The following is a 25031-nucleotide window of genomic DNA, read 5'->3' as shown; positions in this document are numbered from 1 at the left end:
ATTAATTATTTTTATTCACTAAATTATGGAGCACCTTATTCGTGCTCCATTTTTTTTCGGTGATATACTCGTTTTTAATTAACGTGATGATTATTTTTCAAGGAATATCCCATGCTTCGCTATGCTGCTCGTATCACCCATCTGCTACGTCATGCATTTCATTCTCGACCGCGCTTTTTGGTCTCGCTTATTGTTGCTTTTATCACCTTCTTTGCCCTATTTAATACACAAAATCTGATTATTAATTTAATTATCAGTTGGAACGCATTTGCATGGTGCTATTTACTGTTCCTATTCCAGCGGATTATTAGCAATAATGTTAAAGACATTCGTAAGCTCACGAAAATTGAAGATGAAAGCGCTCGTATGGTGATATTTTTCTTGATGTCGGGTTGCTGTGTGAGTTTATTAGCGCTGTTTTTTGCCTTGGGAGGGCATAGTGATATCCCGAAATCCGATAAAATCTACTCTTACATTTTAACGGCTTCCACACTGATATCCTCATGGTTGTTATTACCGACAGGCTTTACCATGCACTATGCTCATTTGTATTACAGCAATAATGAAAATGAAAAACCGTGGTTAATTTTTCCTGATAAGATTACCCAGCCAAGCTATTCAGATTTTATGTATTTTTCATTTACGATTGCCGTCGCTTCGCAAACCGCAGATGTAGAAGTTGCCTCGACACCTATGCGTCGCGCTGTATTATTGCAATCGATCATTTCATTTATCTTTAATATGGCGATTTTAGGGTTATGCATTAATATTTCTGCTAGCTTTTTTTAGGCGGCAGATTCACTGCCTCGAAATAAAAACATTTAGCCGACAGTCAGAATAAAAAAATATTCATGGAGGATATTGACAAGGTCTCCATATAGATCTAAAAATACTGTATATTAATACAGTCTTTAGTAGAGGCTATTATGTTACGCATCGAAGTGTTATTTGATAAAAATTCACCACAAAAACCAAGTGGCTTAGTGCTACAGGCATTAGAATCTGAGATTCTACGCAAGCTGCAGTCACAATACCCTGATATGGTCACTCGTGTAGGCTTTAGCTCTCAGCAAGCCATTAATATTTCAGGCACAAAAATTGCGGATGATAAATTACGCATTGAAGAAATTTTAGAAGAAATTTGGATGGATGACGGCTGGCTACCGGAAACAAATACCGATGATTAGCTAAACAGAAAGAAATGGAAGAAGGTCCAGTGATAGCTCTTCCATTTCTCAATTTGTTATTTTTTGATTTAATCTGAATCACTTTCTGTATTGTAAAAAACGATCAAGCCCCCCACTCACACTATTTTCTGTCTACTCTAGAATAGTGCGAAGTACTTGAAATATCCCCATCCCCCATCTACTCACCGGTAGAATCATTAATAGAGTTTTTGTCGAAGATAGGATTTAATCTTGGTGACAGGGTTACGCTTCGCTTTACTTATTTCAAGCACCCGCGCTTCCACTAAACAGGTCTTAGTCTCAGTGCATAATGAAACTTCATTTAACTTTGTATGGTTAAATGTCATTTTTGGCTTATTAAAACTTTCCCCCATAAACACCATGGCGATAAAAATAATCACGATAAATAGAGGCACTTCAATATAAACTTGTTTCATGGTAAAGGCTCTTGTTATGGTTGTTGATGCTATATTATTCGTTTTACGTTTTCATACCTTAAAATTTGGTTAAACCAACCTTAAGGGATACTTAAGGCGACAAATATCCGAGTTGCTGGGTGGAAGCAGTCTGCTTATACTCCGCACCAGAGGGAGTAAATATGAATGTTTTATTGGTAGAAGATGATCTTCAGTTGGGAAAAGCGTTATGTCGAGGGCTAGAACTAGCGGGTTTTAATCCTTGCTGGGTTAGATTATTAGCTGATGCTAAACAACAATTACAGTCTCGTAATTTTGATGTCATGTTATTAGACCTCGGTTTACCCGATGGAGACGGTCAAGACGAGCTCATTGCATGGCGCCAATCAGGGGAATCAATACCTATTATTATTCTTACTGCTCGCAACAAAATGGATAACTTAGTAACGAGTTTAGATTCAGGTGCTGATGACTTTTTAACAAAACCATTTGAAATGCCAGAGCTAATTTCTCGGGTCAAAGCTATCAGCCGTCGTATGGCTGGCTTTTCATCTGAAATTTGGCAATTAGATAATCTGCAACTAAATCCGTTAAACCACCAAGTCACTTTAGATGGTCAATTATTATTACTTTCCGGTAAAGAATATTTGCTCCTGTATGAATTAATTAAAAATGCGGATAATGTCGTCCGAAAAACAGATTTAGAGCAACGTTTATTTGGTTTAGACGATGTGGAGAGTAATTCCCTTGAAGTCCACATTCATAATTTACGCCGCAAAATTGGTAAAGACCGAATTATTACTATCCGCGGTATTGGTTATTTATTAAAAAAAGAAGCGCAATCTAGTGAAGATTAAATCCTTTCTTGTTTACACATTTGGTATTCAGGTTGGCGCAGTCATCTTTTTATGGCTGCTGTTAGTCGGCTGGTTGCAATTTTTTTACCTGCCTGATTTAGTCAATGATGATGAATTTAACCAACAACAGCAAATTGTCACGCAAGGTATCGCCCGTACATTAGGCACGGTTTCAGACACGCCTGAATATTTCGATAAACTCGCCGTTATTTTGCAAAAAATGTATACCGATGCGATGGAAAACGGCATTGATACCAGCTATAAGCCCTACATGGTCGTCAGAGATCCCAAGGGACATGTGTTATATCGAAATAGTGAAAAAATATCTGACCCTTCATTAAAATCCGTAGAACAACTCACAAATCAATATAAGGATTGGCATTTTACTTCCGCATGGGATGACGACCACTCCCTCGAAGTTGTCATTGCGGAATCCTACCTTGAACGTCGAAAATTAATTGGAAACCCCGCCGAAGAAACCGCAATTCCCCTCGCCTTTATTCTGGGAATAATGCTAATCGCTATCTTAATTACTGCCTATTTTAGTATTCGTCCAATCAAACAAGTCGCCAAAGTTATTTCTTCACGTCAGCCTGGAAATTTAACGGCGATAGAGATGAAAGACGTACATAAAGAAACACGACCTATTATTTCCGCTATAAACCAATTAATGGCACGAGTCGATGCGGCGAATTTGCGGGAAAAGCGCTTTATGGCAGATGCGGCTCATGAACTGCGCACCCCCATAGCGGCAGTGACTGCACAATTACACCTGTTAATGAATATTGATAACCCCAAAGAGAAAGCTGAAATTATTAATGATATGAGGGAAACACTCACGCGTGCAGCGTCCTTATCTCATCAATTAATTGACCTTGCTCGCTTAGAAGCGGAAGATTTTTCAATACGTAAAGAACAAGTTGATTTACCGATGTTGATCAGTAATTTGATTTCATCCCATATCCCGTACGCACTCAATAAACATATTGATGTTGAATTATCGAGCCCAGAATCTTTTTATGTCGACACCGATAAATTAGCGCTCAGTAATGTGTTTACTAATTTACTTGAAAATGCGATTAAATATTCGCCTGAAAAAGCGAAAATAAAAGTAACACTGAAAGATATCACGCCTTTTGGTGCCACAATTACAATTCAAGATAATGGTCGCGGCATTCCAAAAGAGAGTCATGAACATCTATTTTCTCGTTTTTATCGCGTTCCTGGAACATTAGAAACAGGCAGCGGCTTAGGATTATCTATTGCCTATAATTTAGCATCAAAAATTGGTGCAACATTAAAAGTGACCGAGGGATTAGAAAATAAAGGAATTGGATTTATTATTGATTTACCTTAATTGAATAAATGGGCTTAAATAATATCCTTATTTAAAATAATGTTATTTAGTTAACATCCCTTACCCAGAATAAATATTACAATCCCCTTATTACGTTAAATTACTTAGCCGCAAAAAGGGGCGATAATGTCACACGCACTCATCATCATTGATCTTATTAACGATATTGTTGGCAAAAATGGATTATCCAACAGTAGTTACCCGCAAGTTACTTCACGAAAAATAGTAGAAAAAGCCAATCAAGTCGCGAGCTACGCGCGCAACCAGCGTATTCCTGTAATTTGGATTAAGGTCGGATTTAGCGATAATTATCAAGATATTCCTTTAGGCTCTCCGTTATTTCAACATGCAAAGCAAGTCGGTGCCTTGAAATTAAGTGGACACGGATGTAGCTGGGTCGATGAATTAGAAGTTCACATGCATGACCGCGTCATGATTAAAAAAGGTGTTTCCGCTTTTGCTGGGAATAAACTACACCAATGGCTGTATGACAATAGCATTACCCACCTTCATTTTGGCGGCGTCAGTTCCATGATGGCAATTCAAAGTAGCGTGAGACAAGCCCATGACTTAGGGTATTTTTGCCATGTACTGGAAGATTTATGTGCCGCAGCAACGCTGGAATTACACGAACAGAGTATGCAAGCCTTAACAAATTTAGCGACGATTTCATCAAGTAAAACGTTCATGCAAACCAAATAGTCAAACTGATGAACATGGATGTAAACAATAATTTACAATCACTGCATTAAAAATTAGTTTAATATTTAAAATATCTTTTGGTTGATTATTGACTTTGATCAATAAAAAACTAGAATGCTCCTACGTGATCAAGATCACACATTAATATTCGGAGCGAACATGAAAAGCATCAAAGAATTTTTCGTTAACCTGCAAGAAGTTGTTGAATTACTGTCTAAACGTTTTATGTAATTTGCTTTAAACCATAGTCAATCAAACCTTTCATTTACCTCATTCAAGTATTTGCAAATTTTTTGCTAACGGCCTTTTTTAAGGCCGTTTTTTTATTCAAAAACATTTTCAATAATTTCCGCCACTATCGCGGTTTTCATCGCAACAAGCAGCAAATCCTTTCCACTCATCCGCCACTCATAGCCTGAATATTTTGGTAAACAAGCGCTAAATGAGGCTGGTAATGCTTTTTTAGCAATTCCCGGTGGTAATGGCTTACCTCTGCGAATTTGTTTTTCAATTCCAGGCGGAAGCCCTTGATATCCCACCAGCCCATAGTTGATGGCAACGGGACGAACATCGCCAAAATTGATATTAATACTCACCAGCGAGTTATCGTAACGACTGGCGTATTTTGCCGTATCACAGTGATATTTTTTACCTTTGTGTTTATGCTTCTTATGATGCTTATGGTGATGATCATCATGTTCATAATAATAACCGCCTCTGTGATGACCATTCCCTTCGTCCCCTTGATGATTCGAAGCATGAGACAATAACGGTACACACATCAGTGCTGGCAGTAAGAAAAACTGCAAAATAAACGATTTTTTAGCGCTTTTATCAGGATACATTTTATTGTGAATTCCTAACCATGTAGAGTCATCAAACCATATGTCTTCCCTTCTAGCCCAACAATAAGAAATAACTCATTCACAGTAATGTTATGTAAATGTTAGTAATTTCAGCCAAACTTAAGTCCTATTTGCTTATACTGGGGCGTCATTTATGGATAACGCAATAAAGGAGAATTTATGCAGCAGCAACTGCTCGACTGGGCTCGCCAGTTTAATCAAGACTATGCCACTCTCGCCTCTCTCTTAATGGTCCTTGGGTTGATACTGATTGTCGCCCTTATTTTGCACTTGTTCCTCCACAAGATACTGCTGCCTAGCATTGAAAAACGGGGGCTAAAAGCGGGTTCTGGTTGGCAACATCAACTCACGCAATACAATTTATTTAACCGCATTGCCTTTATTATTCAGGGTATTGTGGTCAATATACAATCCACCTTGTGGCTATCTTCTGGTTCCACGCCACAGATGGTGTTAAATGTGGCCTCTCAAGCATGGTGTTTACTCTTTGGCTTGTTAACCATTTATTCCATCTTAGATATCACATTAGGCATATTACAAAGAGCGGCGAAAACAGCGCATCTTCCTCTGCGTGGCATTTTTCAAAGTATCAAATTAATCGCTACCGTCTTAATTTCTATTATGATCATCGCACTACTGATCGGAAAATCTCCGTTGATTATCCTCAGTGGTTTAGGGGCAATGACCGCTGTGATGATGTTAGTGTTTAAAGATCCTATCATGGGGTTAGTTGCAGGTATCCAGCTTTCTGCGAACAACATGGTCAACATTGGTGACTGGCTAGAAATGCCTAAATATGGGGCCGATGGTGCAGTCATTGATATTGGGCTCACTACCGTTAAGGTCCGTAATTGGGATAATACTGTCACAACTATCCCAACGTATGCATTAATTTCAGATTCATTCAAAAACTGGAAAGGGATGACAGAATCTGGAGGACGAAGAATTAAACGTAGTCTGCGTATCGATGCCAATAGCATTCATTTCTTACAGCCTGAAGAGATAAAAAACCTTGAAAAGGCAAACTTGCTTGAGCCTTATCTCGATCAGAAAGTCTCTGAAATTCAGGTCTATAACTCTGCATTACCTGAAGATAAAGCGACTCCACTTAACCAACGCCGTCTAACGAATATCGGGACATTCCGAGCTTACGTTGAGGCGTATTTACGTGCGCACCCACAGATTCACAAAAATATGACCATCATGGTTCGTCAACTTGAATCAGACTCAAATGGTATTCCTATTGAAATCTACGCATTCACAAATACCACGGTTTGGTTGGAATATGAGCGTATTCAATCGGATATTTTTGACCATATTTTTTCGATTCTTCCTCAGTTCAATCTACACATACATCAATCACCTACCGGTAATGATGTTCGATTCCTCAGTCATTCAACAATTAAATAACTCATCATAGGTAACTTATAAATACTACTTAATGATTAGTGAACTTAGTCAGCATACCCAGAGGGGGAAACCCCTCTAATTCTAGCCAATCCTACTCTATCATTATATATTTTAGAATATAACGATTGATAATAAAAACAAAACAAAATGGACCTTATCATCAAAAAAATCCCTTATAAATTATATAAATAAAAATATTTACCCTGATTTTTTCAAGGATATTGTTGATGCATATCATGTTAGTAAGTAGAGATTTTTCCTAACATATTGAACATACCTAATACGTTATTTACATATAGGCAATGTCAATGCATAAAAATAAAACAAATACTCAATTCGCAGAACTGAGCAGGAGGGAGTTTCTTCAGACCTCCGCAACCGTAGCGGGTGCAGCCGCTATTGCAGGCTCAATCACTCTGCCTTTTGCTGCTCAAGCAAAAACACCAGCCATCATGCCAGATGAAGTCAGTGAAAAAATCAGCTATAGCGCTTGCTTAGTGAACTGTGGGAGCCGTTGTCCTCTTAAAGTTCATGTTAAAGATGGCGTCATCAGCCGCATATCCAATGAAACCATGTATGACGATTCAACACTGGGAGAGCACCAAATTCGCCCTTGTTTACGGGGTCGTTCTGTTCGCTGGAAAACGTATAATCCAGACCGCTTAAAATACCCAATGGTGCGTGTAGGTAAACGTGGCGAAGGTAAATTCAAAAAAATCAGCTGGGATGAGGCGACCACCATCATTGCTGAAAAACTGAAATACACCATCGATAAATACGGTAGCGATGCGATTTACTATCAATATGGTTCCGGTTCAACGGGCGCCAATTTACACGGTCGTGCTGCCTGCAAACGCCTACTCAGCTTAACTGGCGGGTTTTTAGGCGACTACGGCACTTACTCCTACGCACAATTAATGGAAATTACCCCTTATGTGTACGGTAGTGTCGAAGAGTCTTATTTATCTGAAATTCAAAACTCTGATCTTGTTGTCATGTTTGGCCACAACTTGGCTGAAACCCGTATGTCCGGTGGCGGTCAGTTTTATGAAACCTTGAATGCACTAGATAAGAGTAAAGCGAAAGTCATTATCATCGACCCACGTCGTACCGACAGCGTCACGACACTGGGTGCTGAGTGGATCCCTATTTATCCAGGTACTGATGCCGCATTAGTGGCAGCACTGGGTTATGTGATGATCCAAGAAGGTTTAACTGACGAAGAGTTCCTGAAAAATTATTGTGTGGGCTGGGATGAATCAACCCTACCTGCTTCGGCGCCACGTAATGCTTCGTACAAAGATTATATTTTAGGTCATGGTCCAGATGGCATTGCCAAAACCCCTGAGTGGGCAAGTAAATTAACGGGTATCTCTGTTTCTCGCATTATTCAGTTAGCCCGTGAAATTGGTAACGCTCAACATGCGTGGATTTCTCAAGGTTGGGGTTTACAACGTACTGAAAATGGTGAGCAAGCGTGTCGTTCAATCATGATGCTGCCAATTATGTCTGGTAATATTGGGCGTTCCGGTACTAACACTGGTTTATGGGGAAACAGTTATGCTTACCCTGTCGCTGGATTCGGTTTACCAAATCCAGTAAAAGCCCTGATCCCAACCTACATGTGGTCTGAAGCGATTGTTCGCGGAAAAGAGTTAACGGCGGAAAATGCCGGAATTAAAGGCGTTGATAAACTGAATAATGACATCAAATTTATGTGGTGTTATTCCAGTAACGTCATTGGTAACCAACATGGTGACCTGAATAAAACCCATGAAATTCTGTCCGACGAATCTAAATGTGAGTTTATTCTTGTTTGGGATAACCATGATACCCCATCGGCAAAATATGCTGATTTACTCTTACCTGATGTGACCACTGTCGAAACTAACGATTTAATCAATAACTCCTACGCGAGTGGGGCTTACCACTATCTGGTTCGCCTACAAAATGCCATTGAACCACTGTGGGAAAACCGTCCAAACTACGATGTATTAGTCGAAATCGCCGAGAAAATGGGCGTTAAAGACCAATTCACTGAAGGACGTACTTACGAAGAATGGATTGAGTTTTGCTACAACAAAACTCGCGAAAAAATGCCTCATCTGCCAGAATTTAGTGAAACTGATGGTGCGGGAATTATTGATCGTAAATTCCTTAATAGTGCCGAAAACATTGCACTGAAAAACTTCCGTGATGACCCAGTGAATAACCCACTGAAAACACCATCTGGAAAAATTGAAATTTACTCCGAAAAACTAGCTGAACGTGTGAAAAACTGGGAATTACCAGAAGGTCAGCGTATTCCAGCGATTCCTGAATATTGTGTGAATAGAGAAGGCGTTGAGGCTCAAGCTGCGCAGAAGAAACACTCATTATTAATGACCGGTTTCCATGACAAAGGGCATGTCCACTCAACCTATTACAATGTGGCTATGCTACGCGAAGCCATTCCACATCAATTCTGGCTCAACCCAATTGATGCACAAGAACGCGGCTTGAAAAACGGCGATTTAGCTGAAATTTTCAATGATCGTGGGCGTATTCAGATTAAAGTCAAAGTGACTGAGCGCGTCTTACCCGGTGTGATTGCGGTTCCTCAAGGTGCATGGCGCACATTGAATACCGAAGGTTTAGATGTTGGTGGTTGTATCAACACCCTAACCTCCCATGTTCCTTCTCCACTGGCGAAAGGCACACCACAACATACTAACCTTGTTGAAGTCAAACGCGCTTAAGGAGTTAATTGATGAAACAGTATGGCTTTTATTTTGACTCCACAAAATGCACTGGCTGTAAAACTTGTCAGGTCAGCTGTAAGGATGAAAAAGATTTAGATTTAGGTCCTAAATTCCGTCGAGTGTACGAATTTGGGGGAGGTAGCTGGCAGAAACAAGATGGTATTTGGCAACAAAACGTCTATAGCTACTATTTGTCTATATCTTGTAATCACTGCTCCAATCCAACCTGTGTAGAGGGCTGCCCAACAGGTGCTATGCACAAACGTGCTGAAGATGGTTTAGTGGTTGTTGACCAATCTATCTGTGTAGGTTGTCGATATTGTGAACTGCGCTGCCCATACGGTGCACCACAGTTTGACGAAAAGAAAAAATTGATGAGCAAATGCGACGGCTGTTATGAGCGTGTCGCCAAAGGAATGAAACCTGTTTGTGTAGAGTCTTGCCCGCAGCGTGCTTTAGACTTCGATGACATTACAGTTTTACGCGAGTTACATGGTAGCGAATGTGGTATTGCACCTATGCCAGATCCAAGCCTGACTAACCCGAATATCGTCATCAAGCCACACAAAGATGCGAAGCCATCTGGTGATAAAAGTGGCGAATTGAAAAACCCTGCGGAGGTCTAATATGCATGAGTTACCACTGGTTTTCTTTACCGTTTTAGGGCAATCCGCAGCAGGTTTATTTCTGTTAGCGTATATTGCGAAAAAAATGGGTTCAATCGATGATAACCAACTGAAAACTGCCAATATTATTGGATTTATCATTGTTATGATTGGTTTGGGTATTGGTGCATTGCACGTTGGTCAACCACTACGTTTCTTCAATATGTTGTTAGGCGTCGGTCGTTCGCCAATGAGCAATGAAGCTTTCTTAAGTGGTGTCTTTGTTGGTTGTGCGGCTGCAACACTGTTTTTCACTCACTTTGTCAAACAAGCGGCACTGCGTGAGCTATCAAACATTGCGGCAGTAATTTCTGGTTTAGCCTTCGTGTGGTCAATTCCGCAGGTGTATAACATTGCAACCATTGCCAATTGGGATACCCAATTTACTACACTGCAAATGTGGACCACTCTGTTTGTTGGTGGTGGCGCATTGGCAATGGCGATTGGAGCTCGAGGCTTAGGGCTGACCTCTTTCTTAGTGGGAACCTTTGCTATCTTTGCCAGCCGTGCAAGCTACCAAGCATTTCTAGGGGAAACGGCTCCAGCGTTAAGTGCTGAACAAACGGGTTTTTGGGGCTTCCAAGTCATTGTACTGGCCATTGCATTAGCCGCATTTGTTGGATTTGCGATTAAACAGCGTTCACCGAAAGTGCCATTACTGACCTGTGCTGCTGCCGTCTTACTTGCAGAACTTTCTGGTCGTATTGCCTTTTATAACCTGTGGCAAATCACCATGTAAGGTACTATAACCCCAAATTATCATTAATAACTTAAGAGCCTGAATTCAGGCTCTTTATTTTCAATAGAGCATTGTTTACAGGTACACCATGCACACTATCGATACCACTCTTTTTCGTATTTTAGGGGCCATGTTTTACTACTCCCCTGAAACACCTACGTTCCAGACTTTACAGCCTGTATTAAGAGGGATCCCTGCTCTTGATTCGTGGGATGAGCCGGAACAACTCACAGCGATTTGTGAAGCATTAAGCGCCATTCCAGCCACCTATCTCACCTACGACTTTTCGATTCTTTTTGAAGGTCAAGGCGCGATGCCAGCACCACCTTGGGGATCAGTTTATCTGTCTCATGACAATACCGTTATGGGCGATTCCACCCGTGCCTACCGTCAATTTTTAATGGCTCATGGTTTAGTGACCGATACCGGGCTGCGGGAACCGGAAGATCAATTTGGACTGATGTTAATGGCAATTTCAGCCCTTGCGGAACAAGGGCAAGATGATGCGATAGTGGAATTATTAGAGCAACATTTATTACCTTGGGCGGGGCGCTATTTAACGTTGGTCCAACAAACCCAAACCGAGCATGACTTTTACCCTCAACTGGCAAGAATTGCCGAGGCGTATTTAACTCGCTTACAGATACAGTTGGGCTTACACCCAGCAGCCGCAGAGCTCTTTCGTTAATACACACAGTATTCGGGCGTCGTCGTCATCAAATGAGTTTGCTTAATTAATAGCAAACTCATTGATAGTAAAGAAAATTAGAATGATGAGTTTGGCTGTTGTAAAAAAGCAATCTCTTCCGCTGTTGAAGGACGACCAAGTATCTCATTACGATGTGGATAACGCCCAAATTTATCGATAATCGCCTTATGCCGCATTTCATAATCCAAGGTATTATCATCACCCAGCATGCGGAATAACTCGACGGCTTGTAGGTGGATAAAGCTCGATTCTGAATGCATAAACGGCATAAGAATAAATTTTCGCTGGGTTAACGTCAGCAGGTGATAATCTGGCTGCTTAATCGCCTCTTGAGCTAATGCAAGCGCCATCGGGTCTTGGGCAAATGCCCTTGGGGTATCACGCCATAAATTACGCGAAAATTGGTCAAGAATAATAATTTCCGCTAAGCGCCCACGAATAGACACGCGCCAATAAGCCAGTTCCCCTTTCGCCGCCTGTTCACTGAGCACAGTAAACCGCTTTGCGATAGTTAAATCGAATTTCTCATTTTTCTCAAACCACTGTTTTGGGGTCGATTCTTCGAACCAAAATGAAAGCACTTCTTCCATGGCATTCATAAGTTACCTATTTATATTATTCTTGCGATTATTATTACGTTGTCTGGTTCATCGTAGATAAAAATCGTAAAAATTGACAGGATGGAGATCTGAAAACACAAATTTGCAGATAAAAATTTTGTTATTTGCGAGCTAGCCCAAAAATAACCCTCACATCCCGCGCTTTTTTCTCATTTTCCCACGGCTAAGATGAATATTCTTTTTTTGATGGCTTTAAACTTCCCTTCATAATCATTGTTTGTTGTTTAATGTGAATTTAAATTTATCTATCGTATGAATACATACATTTATCTAATCCAATGTTAGAATTTGACTTATATTTTGTAGACAAAACGAACGTTCTTTCATGTAGAACGTGTTGATTTTGCATCTTGGGTGTACTTCATTGTGTGGGAAGGCAAGATAAATGGCAGGACATATGGTACTTATTGGTTGGGCTTTGTGGGTCAGTCCTTGTGGCTCTGATTCATGTGATGCATTACCTGTGACCGAAACCATTTTTACCCAAGAACAATGCATGAGCCGAAAATCTTATTTAGAGGCTAAGCGCCCTAATTTGTTTTTCTTGTGTGGTGAGGTCTACCGCGATAGCGATGAAATTGCGAAAGAAGAAAAAAGCGTGATCCCCGCACCAAATCCACCACTGCGAGGCTTACCGGAACGTAAGCCACGCTGAGGTTAAGGTGGCTTTTGCCACCTACCGTTACTGACTAATTAATCTCCGCAATTTTACTCTCTGCGTTGATAAAATCCCCTTGATTAGCTGCATATTTTAGCTGTCCTGAACGATGAGCGACCACTTGAACTTCCATCTTCATGGCTTCCATCACACCAATCACATCACCTTCTGTCACCTTATTTCCTTGAGGAACTAACCAATTGAACAATACCCCCGAAATAGGTGCATTCACATGGTTTGGGTTGCTTTCAATAGCGTGTAATGTTTGATGGGTAGCGTTTTGATTCACTGCCATTCCTGCAAACAGTTGTGCGGGTAACCCCAATTCACACCGTTTTCCATCAATCTCTATAAATGTTCGAGTTAATTCCTGCTCAGATTGAGGTAGCTGGCGTTTCGCCGGTGGGATAGCTACGCTAAACTCTGTTTCAATCCAACGCGTATGCACGTTAAATTGTTCGCAAAAATCAGCTTGTTCCATAACCGCACGATGGAAAGGCAACACCGAGGCAACGCCTTCTATCTTAAATTCTGCTAATGCACGGCGGGCACGTGAAATAGCCTGTTCACGGGTTTGCCCAACGACGATTAATTTAGCCATTAAAGAGTCAAAAGTACCGGGAATGGTTTTACCTGCGGCAACACCACTGTCAACACGGATACCCGGTCCTGATGGCGCATCAAATCGTAACAGAGTACCTGGGGTCGGTAAGAAACCGTTACCTGCATCTTCTGCGTTGATACGAAACTCAAAAGCATGCCCTCGCGGTTTCGGTGTTTCTTGGATACTCAACGGCAAACCTTCGGCAATACGTAATTGTTCAACCACCAAATCAATGCCAGCGGTCTCTTCCGTAACCGGATGCTCAACTTGTAAACGCGTGTTGACCTCTAAAAATGACAGCGTCCCTTCTTGGCTTAATAAGAATTCCACAGTCCCTGCGCCCACATACCCAGCTTTTTGACAAATGTCTGTTGAAGCGCGGATAATTTGTTGTTCGATATCGCGGGATAAAAACGGTGCAGGAGACTCCTCCACCAGCTTTTGGTTCCGACGCTGTAACGAGCAATCTCGAGTTCCCACCACCACTACATTGCCGTGAGTGTCTGCAATAACTTGCGCTTCAATATGACGAGGATTGTGCAAAAATTGCTCAATAAAACATTCACCACGCCCAAATGCAGCCGTCGCTTCGCGCACCGCTGAGTGGTATAACTCTTCAACTTCATGCATGTGCCATGCGACTTTTAACCCACGCCCACCGCCGCCAAAGGCGGCTTTAATGGCAATCGGTAATCCATGCTGATCCGCAAATTGCACCACTTCTTGGGCGGTCTCAACGGGGTCCGGAGTCCCAACAACTAACGGTGCGCCAACCTGTAAAGCAATATGGCGAGCTTGGACCTTATCCCCCAAAATATCGATACTTTCAGGGCTTGGACCAATCCAAATGAGACCCGCGTTCTGCACTGCGCGGGCAAACTCAGCCCGCTCAGACAGAAAACCATACCCCGGGTGCACCATTGTAGCCCCTGATTCTTTCGCAACCTCAATCAGTTTTTCAATATTTAAGTAGCTCTGAGCGGGTGAATTTCCCCCCAGCCCATAGGCTTCATCGGCCATGCTGACATGCAATGCATCAATGTCGCTATCGGCATACACCGCGACAGATGTAAACCCGTAATCACGGCACGCGCGAATAATACGCACCGCTATCTCGCCACGATTGGCAATCAATACCTTATGTTGGTTTTTTTTATTGTTGGTATTCATAAGCTTCATGACTCCCTTCAAGTTGATAAAATTCACGTAATGGATTAAAGCGGATTTTGCCGTTCACTGGAATTTGCCCAGCTAAATCCAAATGATAGTCACACACTGAGCCAATCACCGGATACCCCCCAGTGAGTGGATGGTCATTTAAAAATAAAACTGGCTGTCCATTGGCGGGAACTTGGATAGCGCCAATGCAAGTGCCTTCGCTAGGTAACTCTTGCAATTGTTGACGGCTTAATGGCGTTTCCCCCATAAGGCGTAATCCAATGCGATTCGATGCTGCAGTCACCTGCCAAACTTGTTGACGCAATAATGCCGCTGCCTGCTCCGTAAACCAGTCGGTTCTTGGTCCCATGATAACGTCGAGTACAACCTCATCATCTGCAGTGGGATATTCAAACGCGGGTGTTTCCGTAAGAGATATCGCGCGATGATTATTTTTTTGATGAATCGAGAGAGATTGCCCAACCATGATGGGCGCCGGCCCGACTTGCGCTAACGTATCAAATGAGCAGCTTTCTAAAACTGGTGTAACAGCGAAACCGCCGCGCACTGAAAAATAACTCCGGACACCTTTAGTAGGAGCGCCTAATTGAATTACATCCCCTTTGGCAAGGTGAATAGGACAATACGTTGCTGAGACATAAACGTGTCCTTCTTCGGTTGTCACCGTGATTGGACATTCTGCGCCCGTGATGCCGACAAGCACATCGCTATTCGCTCGCACTTTTAATCCGCCTTGGGTGACCTCAAGCACTGTCGATTGCGTATCGTTTCCAACAAGTCGATTGGCACTGTATAACGCCGACTTATCCATCGCACCTGATTCCGAAATACCTAACGCTGATTGCCCAATGCGCCCACGATCTTGAAACAATGTCTGTAACCCTGTGGCAAGCACCGTGAGATCATAAGTCTGCGTATTTTCTCTCGGTTTGATTTGAGGCTGCTCAGGTAAGCTATAACTCACTGCATGCTTACTTTGATCGATAAAATTCACTCGATAACCCGCTTGTAAAAGGGCAGGCTCAGAACGATTGATATCCCACACAGCCAAATCTGTTCTACCAATCAGCTGCCAGCCCCCTGGGCTTGCCTGCGGATAAACACTGCTGAATTCCCCCGCCAATGCTACCGATCCCGCGGGAATACGCACACGAGGAGATTGACGACGCGGCACATGCAGTTGTGTTTGCGTCGAAACCATATAACCAAAACCTGGAGCAAAACCACTGAATGCAACGAGATATTCGCTTTCCGTATGGCGACGGATCACTTCCTCAATGGTGATCCCCAAGTACTCAGCAACTTCGGGTAAATCCTCTCCCGTATAATGCACAGGAATAGTGACCAATTTCCCTGCTTGAGACGCTATACAATCAATATTACGCTGAGAGATTTGCTGAACTATGGCAGTGATATTTTCGCGCGCGGGGTTATAGCGCACTAATACCGTACGTGCTGCAGGGGTAATTTCCTCAATGCCTTTAATTGGCTGACGAGTTAATGAATCGGTCAGTGCCATGGTCTGTTCAAGGCTTTGCAGCTCAACCATAAAGGCGCTTAAATTAACAGGTAGAAAACGCATAAGCACCTCTATACGTGATAAGCATTGTTAGGAATATCCGTGATGAACATATACCCCGGAGCATGACTTAATGCAAAAGGCACCCCTGATTTCATCACTGCGGCTTGGGGAGTCACGCCACACGCCCAAAATACGGGAATTTCCCCCGCCTCAATACGCACCGCATCCCCAAAATCTGGACGCATAATGTCCTTAATACCTAGCAATTCCGGTGCTCCAATATGTACAGGAGCCCCATGTACCGCAGGAAAACGCCCTGAAATGGTCACCGCATCCGCAACGCGATCCGCAGGAATTGGGCGCATTGAAACCACCAGCTCCCCCTGTAAACGCCCTGCGGGTCTGCATAATTGGTTTGTTTTATACATCGGGACATTAGAACCATCCGTAATATGACGAATATCGATACCTGCTTCGATCATCGGTGTTTCAAAGGTAAAGCTGCACCCAATCAAAAAAGTCACTAAGTCAGGATGTTGCTGATAAATTGCCGTTGCATCGGTAATTTCATCCACCAACTTGCCCTGTTCCCAAACGCGATAACGCGGAATGTCGGTACGTAAATCCGCATCGTCGGCTAATACGGTTTGCCAGCGACCGGATTCACACACATCCAAAACAGGACAACTTTTGGGATTTCGCTGAGCATAGAGTAGAAAATCAAACGCCCAGTCTCGAGGTAGTGCAATCATGTTGGCTTGCGTCATTCCCGGCGCCATGCCCGCCGTCGGTTTGTCATATCCCTGACGAATGAACTCTCGAGCGGCTTTTGCCGCTTGAATCGCCTCTTTCGAGGCTTTCATTAATGTTGTCATATTTAGCCCCTCGCCCCAGCAAACCCGCAGATGTTGATGCCTTGTTGCTCAAATATTTCCCGAACTTTCGCCGCCATCTCGAGCGCCCCTGGACTGTCACCATGCACACAAATGGAACCCGCTTCAATTGGCGTAAATTGTCCATCAATGGCGATAACTCCGCCATCATTGACCAACTGCAACATCCGTTTTGCGACCAATTCAGGATCATGTAGAACGGCGCCAGCAAGCTTTCTTGAAACCAACGTACCATCACTGTTGTAAGCTCTATCTGCAAACGCTTCAGCCACCACATTGAGACCTGCTTCCTGCGCCCAGCTGATAAGCGGAGCCCCTGCCAAAGCAACCAAGGTTAAATGGCTATCAATTGCGAGGATCCCTTCAATGACTGCCATAGCTTGGCGCTTATCATGAGCAATCGTGTTATACAGCGCACCGTGAGGTTTGACATACTGCACCTCAGTGCCCGCCGCTTTGGCGAGCCCCTGTAATGCACCAATTTGATAAATCACATCTGCGGTTAATTCGTTAGATGCAATATCCATATTGCGGCGACCAAATCCGACTAAATCCGGATACCCCACATGAGCGCCCACCGTGACACCGTGTTTTTTCGCGGCAATTAAGGTTTTTAAAATCCCATCTGGAGAACCCGCGTGAAATCCACAAGCAATGTTAGCGCTGCTGACAAGACCCAGTATTGCCTCATCATTGCCCATCTGCCATTGACCGAAACTTTCACCAAGGTCGCTATTTAGGTCGATTTTTTTGTTCATTATTGTCCCTCAATCCCTGATAACGTCTTATTTTAAGTAGTTGAAAATGGCAGTTACAGACATCGCACCCATGTACCAAGTGAGAGCACAGGTCACAACACCTGACCACAATAACCAACGTGGGTAGTGATAACCTTCCATTAAATCAGCGCGTTTCCAGCCAATGTAAACAAACAACGTTAAACCAATCGGTAAAATAAGACCGTTAAAGCCACCCGCAAAAACTAACAGTGCTGCTGGCGCAGTTCCCATTAAAAGATAAACAGCGAGTGAAACCGCGATAAATAAGATAGTGGCAATATTGCGTTGTCTTTCTGTAATGGAAGACTTAAACGCTTTTAAGAAACTCATAGAGGTATAGGCTGCACCAATCACACTGGTCAATGCGGCCGCCCATAAGATTAAACCAAAGATACGTAAACCGTAGTTACCCGCTGCCGCTTGGAAAGCTTGTGAGGCTGGGTTAGCTGCTTTTCCAGAAATATCAATCGTCACCCCACTGGCAACGACACCTAAAATGGCTAAAAACAGGATGTAACGCATTAACCCAACCACAATAATCCCTTTGGTTGCCGCACTGGAAACGGCTTTGATGTTCTCAACACCAACTTCGCCTTTATCCAGTAAACGGTGCGCCCCTGCATAACAGATGTAGCCTCCCACGGTACCGCCAACAATAGTGGTGATCATGGCAAAATCCACCGTATCTGGCAGCACGCTCTGGCGTAGAGCTTCACCAATTGGCGGATTAGACGCAATCATGACAAATAACGTCAAGCCAATCATCACCAACCCTAACACAATGATTAATCTATCAATAAATGTGCTGGCTTTACGCGATGAGAAGATATAGATCGCTAATAAGGCACTGAGTAAACCGCCCCATTTCGGATCTAATCCAACAAGTGCATTCAGACCCAACCCTGCCCCTGCAATATTTCCGATGTTAAATATCAATCCACCAAAAATAACGAGTACCGCCAACAAATAGCCGCTGCCCGGAATGGTGGCATTCGCAATTTCAGACGAATGCATTTTTGTGAGTGTGACGACTCGCCAAATATTTTGTTGGACAACGAAATCAATCACAATAGAGGCCAAAATACCAAACGCGAATGCGGCCCCTAAGGTGACCGTAAATGTCGCAGTTTGAGTGATAAATCCGGGACCAATCGCGGATGTTGCCATTAAGAAAATCGCGCCGATAAGCGAGGAACGACGCTTTTTCACATATTCTGCTGTTGAGATATTTTCCTGAGTTGCCATATGCATACCCCTCTGTGGTTTTTGTTGTTATCTGTATTTTGATGTTATTTGTATTTGTTGATGTTGTGCTGAGTTATAAAGGCAATTTTCGTGCCATTGTTCTATCAATAGGAAGAATTGTTAATTTATTGAACATAGATTGTTGAACAATTAATACGGAGCGATGAATAATTAAGCAATTAAAATCGTTTCTGAGGAGTCAAAAATCAAATCTTGATCACTTTTTTAACATTTGATTCTTATTTGTAACATTCAAGATGGGATAGGAAACATGCAAAAGCACCAATCTAGTGCTCTTTATATGAAAATGCCCTAATTAAGTGCAGAAAGGAGTCTTGCTGCCCTACAACGAATATGTGAAGATAGCGCTCGAATAGCAATTTCACTGAATTTTTTATCTCATTTTTCTTCAACTAGGCTCGCCTTTTTATGAAAAAACCGTCCGTCACGCAAACCTTGTCAGTCACCATTGCAGAAACTATTCGCCAAAAAATTACCGTGGGTGAGCTAACGCCAGGGCAGCGCTTATCGGAAGCCGCATTGAGTGAAGAATTGGATATTTCCCGCAATACTCTCAGGGAAGTGTTCCGTGTATTAACCCAAGAAGGTCTGCTCACCTATGCGCCCAACAAAGGCGTTTATGTTTCCGTCCCTGATATGGCTGCAATTATTGATATTTACCAAGTGCGCAGGCTGATTGAATGTAATTCATTGACCCATGCTTACGCGCTCCATCCTGCGGTCCAAAAAATGAAACACGCGGTGGCTGAAGCCCGAGAACACGAAAAAACAGAAAATTGGGTTGGAGTGGGAACCGCTAATATGAAATTCCATACGGCGATTGTGGAACTTTCAGACAGCGAAAGGCTGATTAAGCTGTACCATAATATTGCAGCAGAATTGCGTTTAGCTTTTGGTCATTTGAATGATGCAAAGTTGCTATATGCACCCTATATTGATAAAAACCAAGCTATTTTAGAGTTATTGGATGCAGGTCGAAATCAAGATGCAGCCTCTACGCTATTAAATTACCTCGATGTCTCTGAGCGCACCTTACTCGCAGCCTATAAACGCAGCCACTCAATATTGTAAATCGTGAATGCGGTGATGAGTGTATTTTTCCTATGGCATTCCCCTATGCCATCCCTCTATTTGTAATCCTATCTCCATTCAAATAATACCGTATAAACATTCGCAGAATTAATCACGCCATAAAAAATCAAACTTACACAAGTTGTATTTAACAATTTTTATAGATTGAATTTATCACTTTTTATTATCGATTTAATTACATTAATGGAAACAACTTGAAACATTGATTAACAAAATAGTTAATTTCAGTAACTTAATTTACATTTTGTTATAAGTAACTATTGTAAATAACTCTACTTTCTCGAATAAACGATTGTGGTTTTTCCGAATATTAGTTATAAAACTGAGCATAATAAAAATACAATGTTAAATATTATTAATATAAACGAGAATTATTTATGACATTAAACAACATCGTTCAAAAAAAACCGTTTAAATTTGGTTTAGGCTGGCAGATTCTAGTCGCCCTCATTTTAGGGGTTATCCTCGGTGCTTTATTGCATGAAAGCGTAGAGTACAAAGATTGGTTGATCCTGAATGTGCTTTCCCCCGCAGGTAAAATTTTCATCCAGTTAATCAAAATGATTGTTGTACCTATCGTCATTTCAACCCTGATTGTCGGGATTGCAGGCGTTGGAAATACAAAGCAATTAGGTACACTCGGCTTCAAAACTATTCTCTATTTTGAGATCATTACCACCATTGCCATCATTGTCGGAATTTCGTTTGCGAATATATTCCAACCCGGTGTGGGCATTGATATGTCTCAACTTACTCAAGTGGATATTTCTCAGTATCAAAAAACGACCCAAGAGGTTGCTAGTCATCCTTCAGGGATCGTGAATACCTTGCTCTCTTTGGTACCGAGCAATATTTTTGCTGCTATGGCTAGCGGCGATATGCTTCCTGTTATTTTCTTTGCTGTGTTATTTGGTTTGGGATTATCTTCCCTTCCTGTAGCCAAAAAACAACCTCTGTTAGATGTTCTGCAAACTTTCTCTGAGACCATGTTCCGTGTGACCAATATGATCATGCTGTATGCGCCAATCGGTGTATTTGCCTTGATTTCTGTCACTGTTGCCAATTTTGGTTTCACCTCACTCGTCCCACTGCTGAAACTCGTTATTTTGGTTCACTGTGCCATTATTTTCTTCGCAGTTGTCGTACTCGGAATTGTTGCACGCTATTGCAAAATTAATATTTTTACTCTGATGAGAATATTAAAGGATGAGCTGCTGCTCGCCTATTCAACAGCCAGTTCAGAAACTGTACTGCCGCGCATTATGGATAAAATGGAGAAATATGGTGCACCAAAATCTGTCACCAGTTTCGTGATCCCAATTGGCTATTCATTTAACTTAGATGGCTCAACCCTTTACCAAAGTATCGCCGCAATTTTCATTGCTCAGTTATATGGGATCGAGCTGTCATTAGGACAAGAATTAATTTTAGTGTTCACTCTCATGATCACATCAAAAGGAATTGCTGGAGTGCCTGGTGTTTCATTCGTGGTGTTGCTAGCAACCTTAGGTTCTGTGGGTATCCCATTAGAAGGCTTAGCCTTTATTGCCGGTGTTGACCGTATTCTTGATATGGCAAGAACCGCGCTAAACGTGGTTGGTAATGCGTTAGCTGCATTAGTCATCGCAAAATGGGAACATAATTATGATGAGAAAAAAGCCCGTGAATATGAGGACAGTTTTTGATTAGGGGTTAGATTTTTACTTCTATTTATTATGCCAGAATAAGCCATCTTTAATCTTTTAAAGATGGCTTTTCAAATCAAAGATATCTCAGCATACGCATTTATACGTAATTTGAATTTTTTCACCACTTATCTAATATTTTTCAGCGAAATTTTATTTCCTTGCTACGCTGAATATACGTTTATAACTTAGATTATTTTTATTTGGGCTCATATCAATGAATCAAGTCAGGCGTTTTCTTTTATTCTTAAAAGTTCTACAACATCTCATGACGATCTTTGTATTCACCCTGTCATACTTTATGTTTCAAAATTGGATATAACCCCCTACTAGTCATCATTAATCAGCTCGTTAGAGGGATGTAAGCAAGGAATCTAGATTAAATATCCAATGCCGGTTTTATTTTAAAATGCAGCATCCATCAGAATAAATCGAGGCTCTGCTTTTTGATGACGATTAATCATTGGAACTAATCGTTGAAAATGTTCCGATGCACAATGCGCATCTAATGCCGCTTGATTCGGCCACTCTTCAATAAACACAAAATGTCCAGGGTCCTTTTCATCAATATAAAGGTCATAGGCAATACATAAAGGTTCTTTTTTGGTTGCATCTACAAGTTCTTTATAGAGTGGCAGAACAATTTCTATCGCTTCTGGTTTGATAAAATCTTCAGCAATCACTTTTAACATTACAATACCCCCCGACTCAGTTTAATCACTTTCAAAAACTACGGATGCCTCAAAGCACAATACGTTGATATATCCGCATTCAAAAGACTGCTCCTATCTTACCATCCACACTTTTCATTATCTGAGCTAATTGGGTCTTATCTTTCTCATAAAAAGCAACGTAGCACTTATCCACTAAATGATAAATTCGTTATGCTTTCGTCATCGTCGTTCGAACCGCTTTATTGAGAGTACCGTGATTAATTTATCACCTAATAGCGCGATCACCTCTTTCCAAAAAGAAAATATGGATGCATTAATGAAAAATAAAAACACAGAAAATACAAATAAGTAAGCGATTCGCACATTATTTTTCGCTATATGTGATTGTCTTTTTTTTACCATTGCAGCGCCTTTTCATTAACGTTATGATAATAAAAGATAATTACTTAATGAGATAAGTTAAATGCGTTTTGCATTACATAATTTAAAGAAAAATAGCATTCTAATGCTTTGTATTTTATTGTTTTTTGTTTGTTTCTCACATTTTGCCCTCGGGTATGAATTTAAAGCTATTTATGCACTCGCAGTGTTTTTATTATTACTCGCCGTAAACGCCAATAAATTTATATACTTAACATCCATAATCTTGTTGGCATTTATTGCTGCAATTTATTACCCAACAGCGATGTTATACGGCGAGCCTAGCTTCAATATTGCGACGGCAATGTTATATACCGATAGAAAAGAATCATTCGAGTTTCTTTCTAATATTCCCTATTTCTATTACGTTGTATCAATTCTCATATTACTGCTTGGTTATACTGCAACCCGTTTAAAATTTGAAATTTCAAACAAATTTCGATTATCTTTCGTTTCAATTTTTGCTGTTATTTTCCTTCAAGCGCCTATAAAAACAGCCATTAGTGAGCATCATTTTTCCTTATTAAATACTGGCATTCCAGAAGTTAAATTTTTAAAGCAATCAGTAGCAGCCATCTCATCAACAATTGAAGAGCATAAACGTATTAATGAAATGCTATCTAAAAATGATGATTATCCAAAATTAATTAGCGCTGGAGAGTATGATACTTATGTTATTGTTATAGGCGAAAGTGTTAGAAAAGACTTACTACATTCCTATGGATTTGCATTAGAGAACACTCCGTTTCTAGATAAAATAAATGGAAAAATTTTCACTAATTATATATCAGCTGCACCATCCACAGTTCCGTCATTAACACACACTATTTCAGAGCATGTAAAAATTCAAAACAACATCATTACTCTTGCTAAAAAGGCAGATTTTTATACCTATTGGATCTCGAATCAAGGTTCTATCAGTGGCGCAGATACCCCTATTGCAAGTATTGGAAAACGAGCTGATACACCAACATTCATTAAAAAAGGCTCATTCACATCTATAGAGAATGATGACGAACTCATTCCTTATATTAATGCTGCGATTAAGCAAAAAGTAAAAAATAAGAAGTTGGTTGTTGTTCACTTAATGGGAAGTCATACCCCTGCCTGTGAAAGAACAAATAATGAGTATGATCAGTTCTATCTTAGTAACCGAGTTTCTTGCTATGTCCAATCAGTAAAGAATACAGATCGATTACTAGGCACCATTTACGATAGCTTAAAGTTGAGCAATGAACGATGGTCTATGATGTATCTTGCAGATCACGGCGTCTCTTTCTCAAATAGAGATATGCCATCTAAACTCGATTTAATTCACGGAGATGAATATAAAGAAAACTATTCTGTTCCTTTTTTTATTACATCTTATAACGACGTAAATAGAGAATTCATTACCGCACGAGTCAGTGGGATGAACTTCCTTTCACTCTATTCTGAATGGCTTGGCATAAATATATATCAAAAACCGAACTGCCAATTTATCTCAAATCAAGACTGCAAATTTAGCAATAGTGTTTTAAATTTTAAAAATAATATTGTCAGTTTTGATAAATTACCTAATGATATTATTCCTATCCATTGATCTCAGGTGGGGCTTTTGCCCCACTAACATCTATATTAATTAATTCTATACTCATTCATTAGCATAATGTATGTATTAGTTATGCTAATGGCTAACCCACCGTCAGTATTACCGATAGTGCCCATTATACAGAGTTAGTTTTTATTGAGAAAAGAAAAAACCCACTATCTCTTTCGAGATAGTGGGTTCTTATTTGGTGCCGGCTACCGGAGTCGAACTGGTGACCTACTGATTACAAGTCAGTTGCTCTACCAACTGAGCTAAGCCGGCTAATTTGGCGGAGAGATAGAGATTCGAACTCTAGGATGGTTACCCATCGGCGGTTTTCAAGACCGCTGCCTTCGACCGCTCGGCCATCTCTCCATGGGGCGCGATTATGGAGGAATCCCGAGGGCTTGTCTACCCCTG

The 25031-nt window shown here is 41.3% G+C and carries 23 protein-coding genes and 2 tRNA genes; 14 read left to right on the top strand and 11 right to left on the bottom strand.

From position 1 onward, the window contains the following. The first annotated feature begins 111 nt into the window (after window positions 1-111). On the top strand, window positions 112-789 hold the full coding sequence (locus PR795_RS01880) for a DUF1345 domain-containing protein (protein WP_006660395.1): 678 nt from the start codon (window positions 112-114) through the stop codon (window positions 787-789). Between the two features lie 137 nt (window positions 790-926). Beyond that, entirely contained in the window at window positions 927-1187 is a 261-nt protein-coding gene (locus tag PR795_RS01875; protein WP_006660394.1) for a DinI-like family protein, read from the top strand. Window positions 1188-1384: 197 nt separating this feature from the next. Here PR795_RS01875 and PR795_RS01870 read toward each other — a convergent pair whose 3' ends face one another. Further along, window positions 1385-1624: a hypothetical protein gene (locus PR795_RS01870; protein ID WP_006660393.1), complete on the bottom strand. Its 240-nt coding sequence runs from the start codon at window positions 1622-1624 to the stop codon at window positions 1385-1387. Window positions 1625-1785: 161 nt separating this feature from the next. On the opposite strand from PR795_RS01870, the gene PR795_RS01865 reads away from it, so the two are divergent. From PR795_RS01865 to PR795_RS01855, 3 genes are all read left to right on the top strand, one after another. Then, the gene (locus PR795_RS01865) at window positions 1786-2460 is read left to right on the top strand and encodes a response regulator (RefSeq protein WP_006660392.1); all 675 of its coding nucleotides are present in this window, start codon (window positions 1786-1788) and stop codon (window positions 2458-2460) included. Next, window positions 2450-3817, top strand: a complete 1368-nt coding sequence (locus PR795_RS01860; protein WP_036961216.1) for a sensor histidine kinase — start codon at window positions 2450-2452, stop codon at window positions 3815-3817. Before PR795_RS01865 ends, PR795_RS01860 begins: the two co-directional genes overlap by 11 nt. A 126-nt stretch (window positions 3818-3943) precedes the next feature. Further along, window positions 3944-4519, top strand: a complete 576-nt coding sequence (locus tag PR795_RS01855; RefSeq protein WP_036978926.1) for a cysteine hydrolase family protein — start codon at window positions 3944-3946, stop codon at window positions 4517-4519. 323 nt (window positions 4520-4842) lie between these two features. Here the strand turns inward: PR795_RS01855 and PR795_RS01850 are convergent, their stop codons facing one another. Continuing rightward, window positions 4843-5364, bottom strand: a complete 522-nt coding sequence (locus PR795_RS01850; protein WP_006660389.1) for an anti-virulence regulator CigR family protein — start codon at window positions 5362-5364, stop codon at window positions 4843-4845. Between the two features lie 180 nt (window positions 5365-5544). Here PR795_RS01850 and PR795_RS01845 point away from each other — a divergent pair, with 180 nt between their 5' ends. From PR795_RS01845 to PR795_RS01825, 5 genes are all read left to right on the top strand, one after another. Beyond that, window positions 5545-6795 (top strand): mechanosensitive ion channel family protein, encoded by a 1251-nt coding sequence (locus tag PR795_RS01845; protein WP_006660388.1) that lies wholly within the window; start codon window positions 5545-5547, stop codon window positions 6793-6795. A gap of 308 nt (window positions 6796-7103) precedes the next feature. Then, window positions 7104-9533, top strand: coding sequence for a DMSO/selenate family reductase complex A subunit (locus tag PR795_RS01840; RefSeq protein ID WP_006660387.1), 2430 nt, complete (start codon window positions 7104-7106; stop codon window positions 9531-9533). 11 nt (window positions 9534-9544) lie between these two features. Then, window positions 9545-10162 (top strand): DMSO/selenate family reductase complex B subunit, encoded by a 618-nt coding sequence (locus PR795_RS01835; protein WP_006660386.1) that lies wholly within the window; start codon window positions 9545-9547, stop codon window positions 10160-10162. 1 nt (window position 10163) lies between these two features. Further along, window positions 10164-10940 (top strand): dimethyl sulfoxide reductase anchor subunit family protein, encoded by a 777-nt coding sequence (locus PR795_RS01830; protein ID WP_006661395.1) that lies wholly within the window; start codon window positions 10164-10166, stop codon window positions 10938-10940. An 88-nt stretch (window positions 10941-11028) separates the two neighbouring features. Beyond that, window positions 11029-11628 (top strand): TorD/DmsD family molecular chaperone, encoded by a 600-nt coding sequence (locus tag PR795_RS01825; protein WP_181480049.1) that lies wholly within the window; start codon window positions 11029-11031, stop codon window positions 11626-11628. A gap of 77 nt (window positions 11629-11705) precedes the next feature. Here PR795_RS01825 and PR795_RS01820 read toward each other — a convergent pair whose 3' ends face one another. Beyond that, the gene (locus PR795_RS01820) at window positions 11706-12248 is read right to left on the bottom strand and encodes a DUF924 family protein (RefSeq protein WP_006661393.1); all 543 of its coding nucleotides are present in this window, start codon (window positions 12246-12248) and stop codon (window positions 11706-11708) included. 406 nt (window positions 12249-12654) lie between these two features. On the opposite strand from PR795_RS01820, the gene PR795_RS01815 reads away from it, so the two are divergent. Next, the gene (locus tag PR795_RS01815; protein ID WP_006660382.1) at window positions 12655-12924 is read left to right on the top strand and encodes a hypothetical protein; all 270 of its coding nucleotides are present in this window, start codon (window positions 12655-12657) and stop codon (window positions 12922-12924) included. A 34-nt stretch (window positions 12925-12958) separates the two neighbouring features. Here PR795_RS01815 and PR795_RS01810 read toward each other — a convergent pair whose 3' ends face one another. The 5 genes from PR795_RS01810 to PR795_RS01790 are packed head-to-tail and all read right to left on the bottom strand — an operon-like array spanning window position 12959 to window position 19149. Then, window positions 12959-14701, bottom strand: a complete 1743-nt coding sequence (locus PR795_RS01810; protein ID WP_036975880.1) for an acetyl/propionyl/methylcrotonyl-CoA carboxylase subunit alpha — start codon at window positions 14699-14701, stop codon at window positions 12959-12961. After that, complete coding sequence (gene pxpB / locus PR795_RS01805; protein WP_181480050.1) at window positions 14685-16292, bottom strand: 5-oxoprolinase subunit PxpB; 1608 nt, start codon at window positions 16290-16292, stop codon at window positions 14685-14687. Before pxpB ends, PR795_RS01810 begins: the two co-directional genes overlap by 17 nt. 8 nt (window positions 16293-16300) lie before the next feature. Next, entirely contained in the window at window positions 16301-17107 is an 807-nt protein-coding gene (locus PR795_RS01800) for a putative hydro-lyase (protein ID WP_181480051.1), read from the bottom strand. 2 nt (window positions 17108-17109) lie between these two features. Then, window positions 17110-17883, bottom strand: a complete 774-nt coding sequence (locus PR795_RS01795; RefSeq protein WP_036975423.1) for a LamB/YcsF family protein — start codon at window positions 17881-17883, stop codon at window positions 17110-17112. Between the two features lie 27 nt (window positions 17884-17910). Then, on the bottom strand, window positions 17911-19149 hold the full coding sequence (locus PR795_RS01790; RefSeq protein WP_006661388.1) for an NRAMP family divalent metal transporter: 1239 nt from the start codon (window positions 19147-19149) through the stop codon (window positions 17911-17913). Window positions 19150-19578: 429 nt separating this feature from the next. Between PR795_RS01790 and PR795_RS01785 the strand changes: the two genes are divergently transcribed. Both PR795_RS01785 and gltP read left to right on the top strand, forming a co-directional pair. After that, window positions 19579-20241: a GntR family transcriptional regulator gene (locus tag PR795_RS01785; protein ID WP_181480052.1), complete on the top strand. Its 663-nt coding sequence runs from the start codon at window positions 19579-19581 to the stop codon at window positions 20239-20241. A gap of 398 nt (window positions 20242-20639) precedes the next feature. Further along, window positions 20640-21947 carry a glutamate/aspartate:proton symporter GltP gene (gltP, locus tag PR795_RS01780; protein ID WP_006661386.1) on the top strand — a complete coding sequence of 436 codons (1308 nt, stop codon included), beginning with the start codon at window positions 20640-20642 and terminating at the stop codon, window positions 21945-21947. 404 nt (window positions 21948-22351) lie between these two features. Here gltP and PR795_RS01775 read toward each other — a convergent pair whose 3' ends face one another. Then, window positions 22352-22639, bottom strand: a complete 288-nt coding sequence (locus PR795_RS01775; protein ID WP_036975418.1) for a putative quinol monooxygenase — start codon at window positions 22637-22639, stop codon at window positions 22352-22354. Window positions 22640-23084: 445 nt separating this feature from the next. On the opposite strand from PR795_RS01775, the gene PR795_RS01770 reads away from it, so the two are divergent. Continuing rightward, complete coding sequence (locus tag PR795_RS01770) at window positions 23085-24623, top strand: sulfatase-like hydrolase/transferase (RefSeq protein ID WP_181480053.1); 1539 nt, start codon at window positions 23085-23087, stop codon at window positions 24621-24623. Window positions 24624-24817: 194 nt separating this feature from the next. On the opposite strand, the gene PR795_RS01765 is transcribed toward PR795_RS01770, so the two are convergent. Together PR795_RS01765 and PR795_RS01760 are read right to left on the bottom strand one after the other, a co-directional pair. Then, window positions 24818-24893 (bottom strand) — tRNA-Thr (locus PR795_RS01765). 5 nt (window positions 24894-24898) lie between these two features. Next, window positions 24899-24986: transfer RNA gene (locus tag PR795_RS01760), tRNA-Ser, on the bottom strand. Window positions 24987-25031 lie beyond the last annotated feature (45 nt).

Source organism: Providencia sp. PROV209 (assembly GCF_028479485.1).
In the GTDB taxonomy this organism is placed as follows: Bacteria; Pseudomonadota; Gammaproteobacteria; order Enterobacterales; family Enterobacteriaceae; genus Providencia; species Providencia alcalifaciens.
Note: the sequence above shows the minus strand (reverse complement) of the source record. Positions and strands in the feature narration are given on the sequence as shown.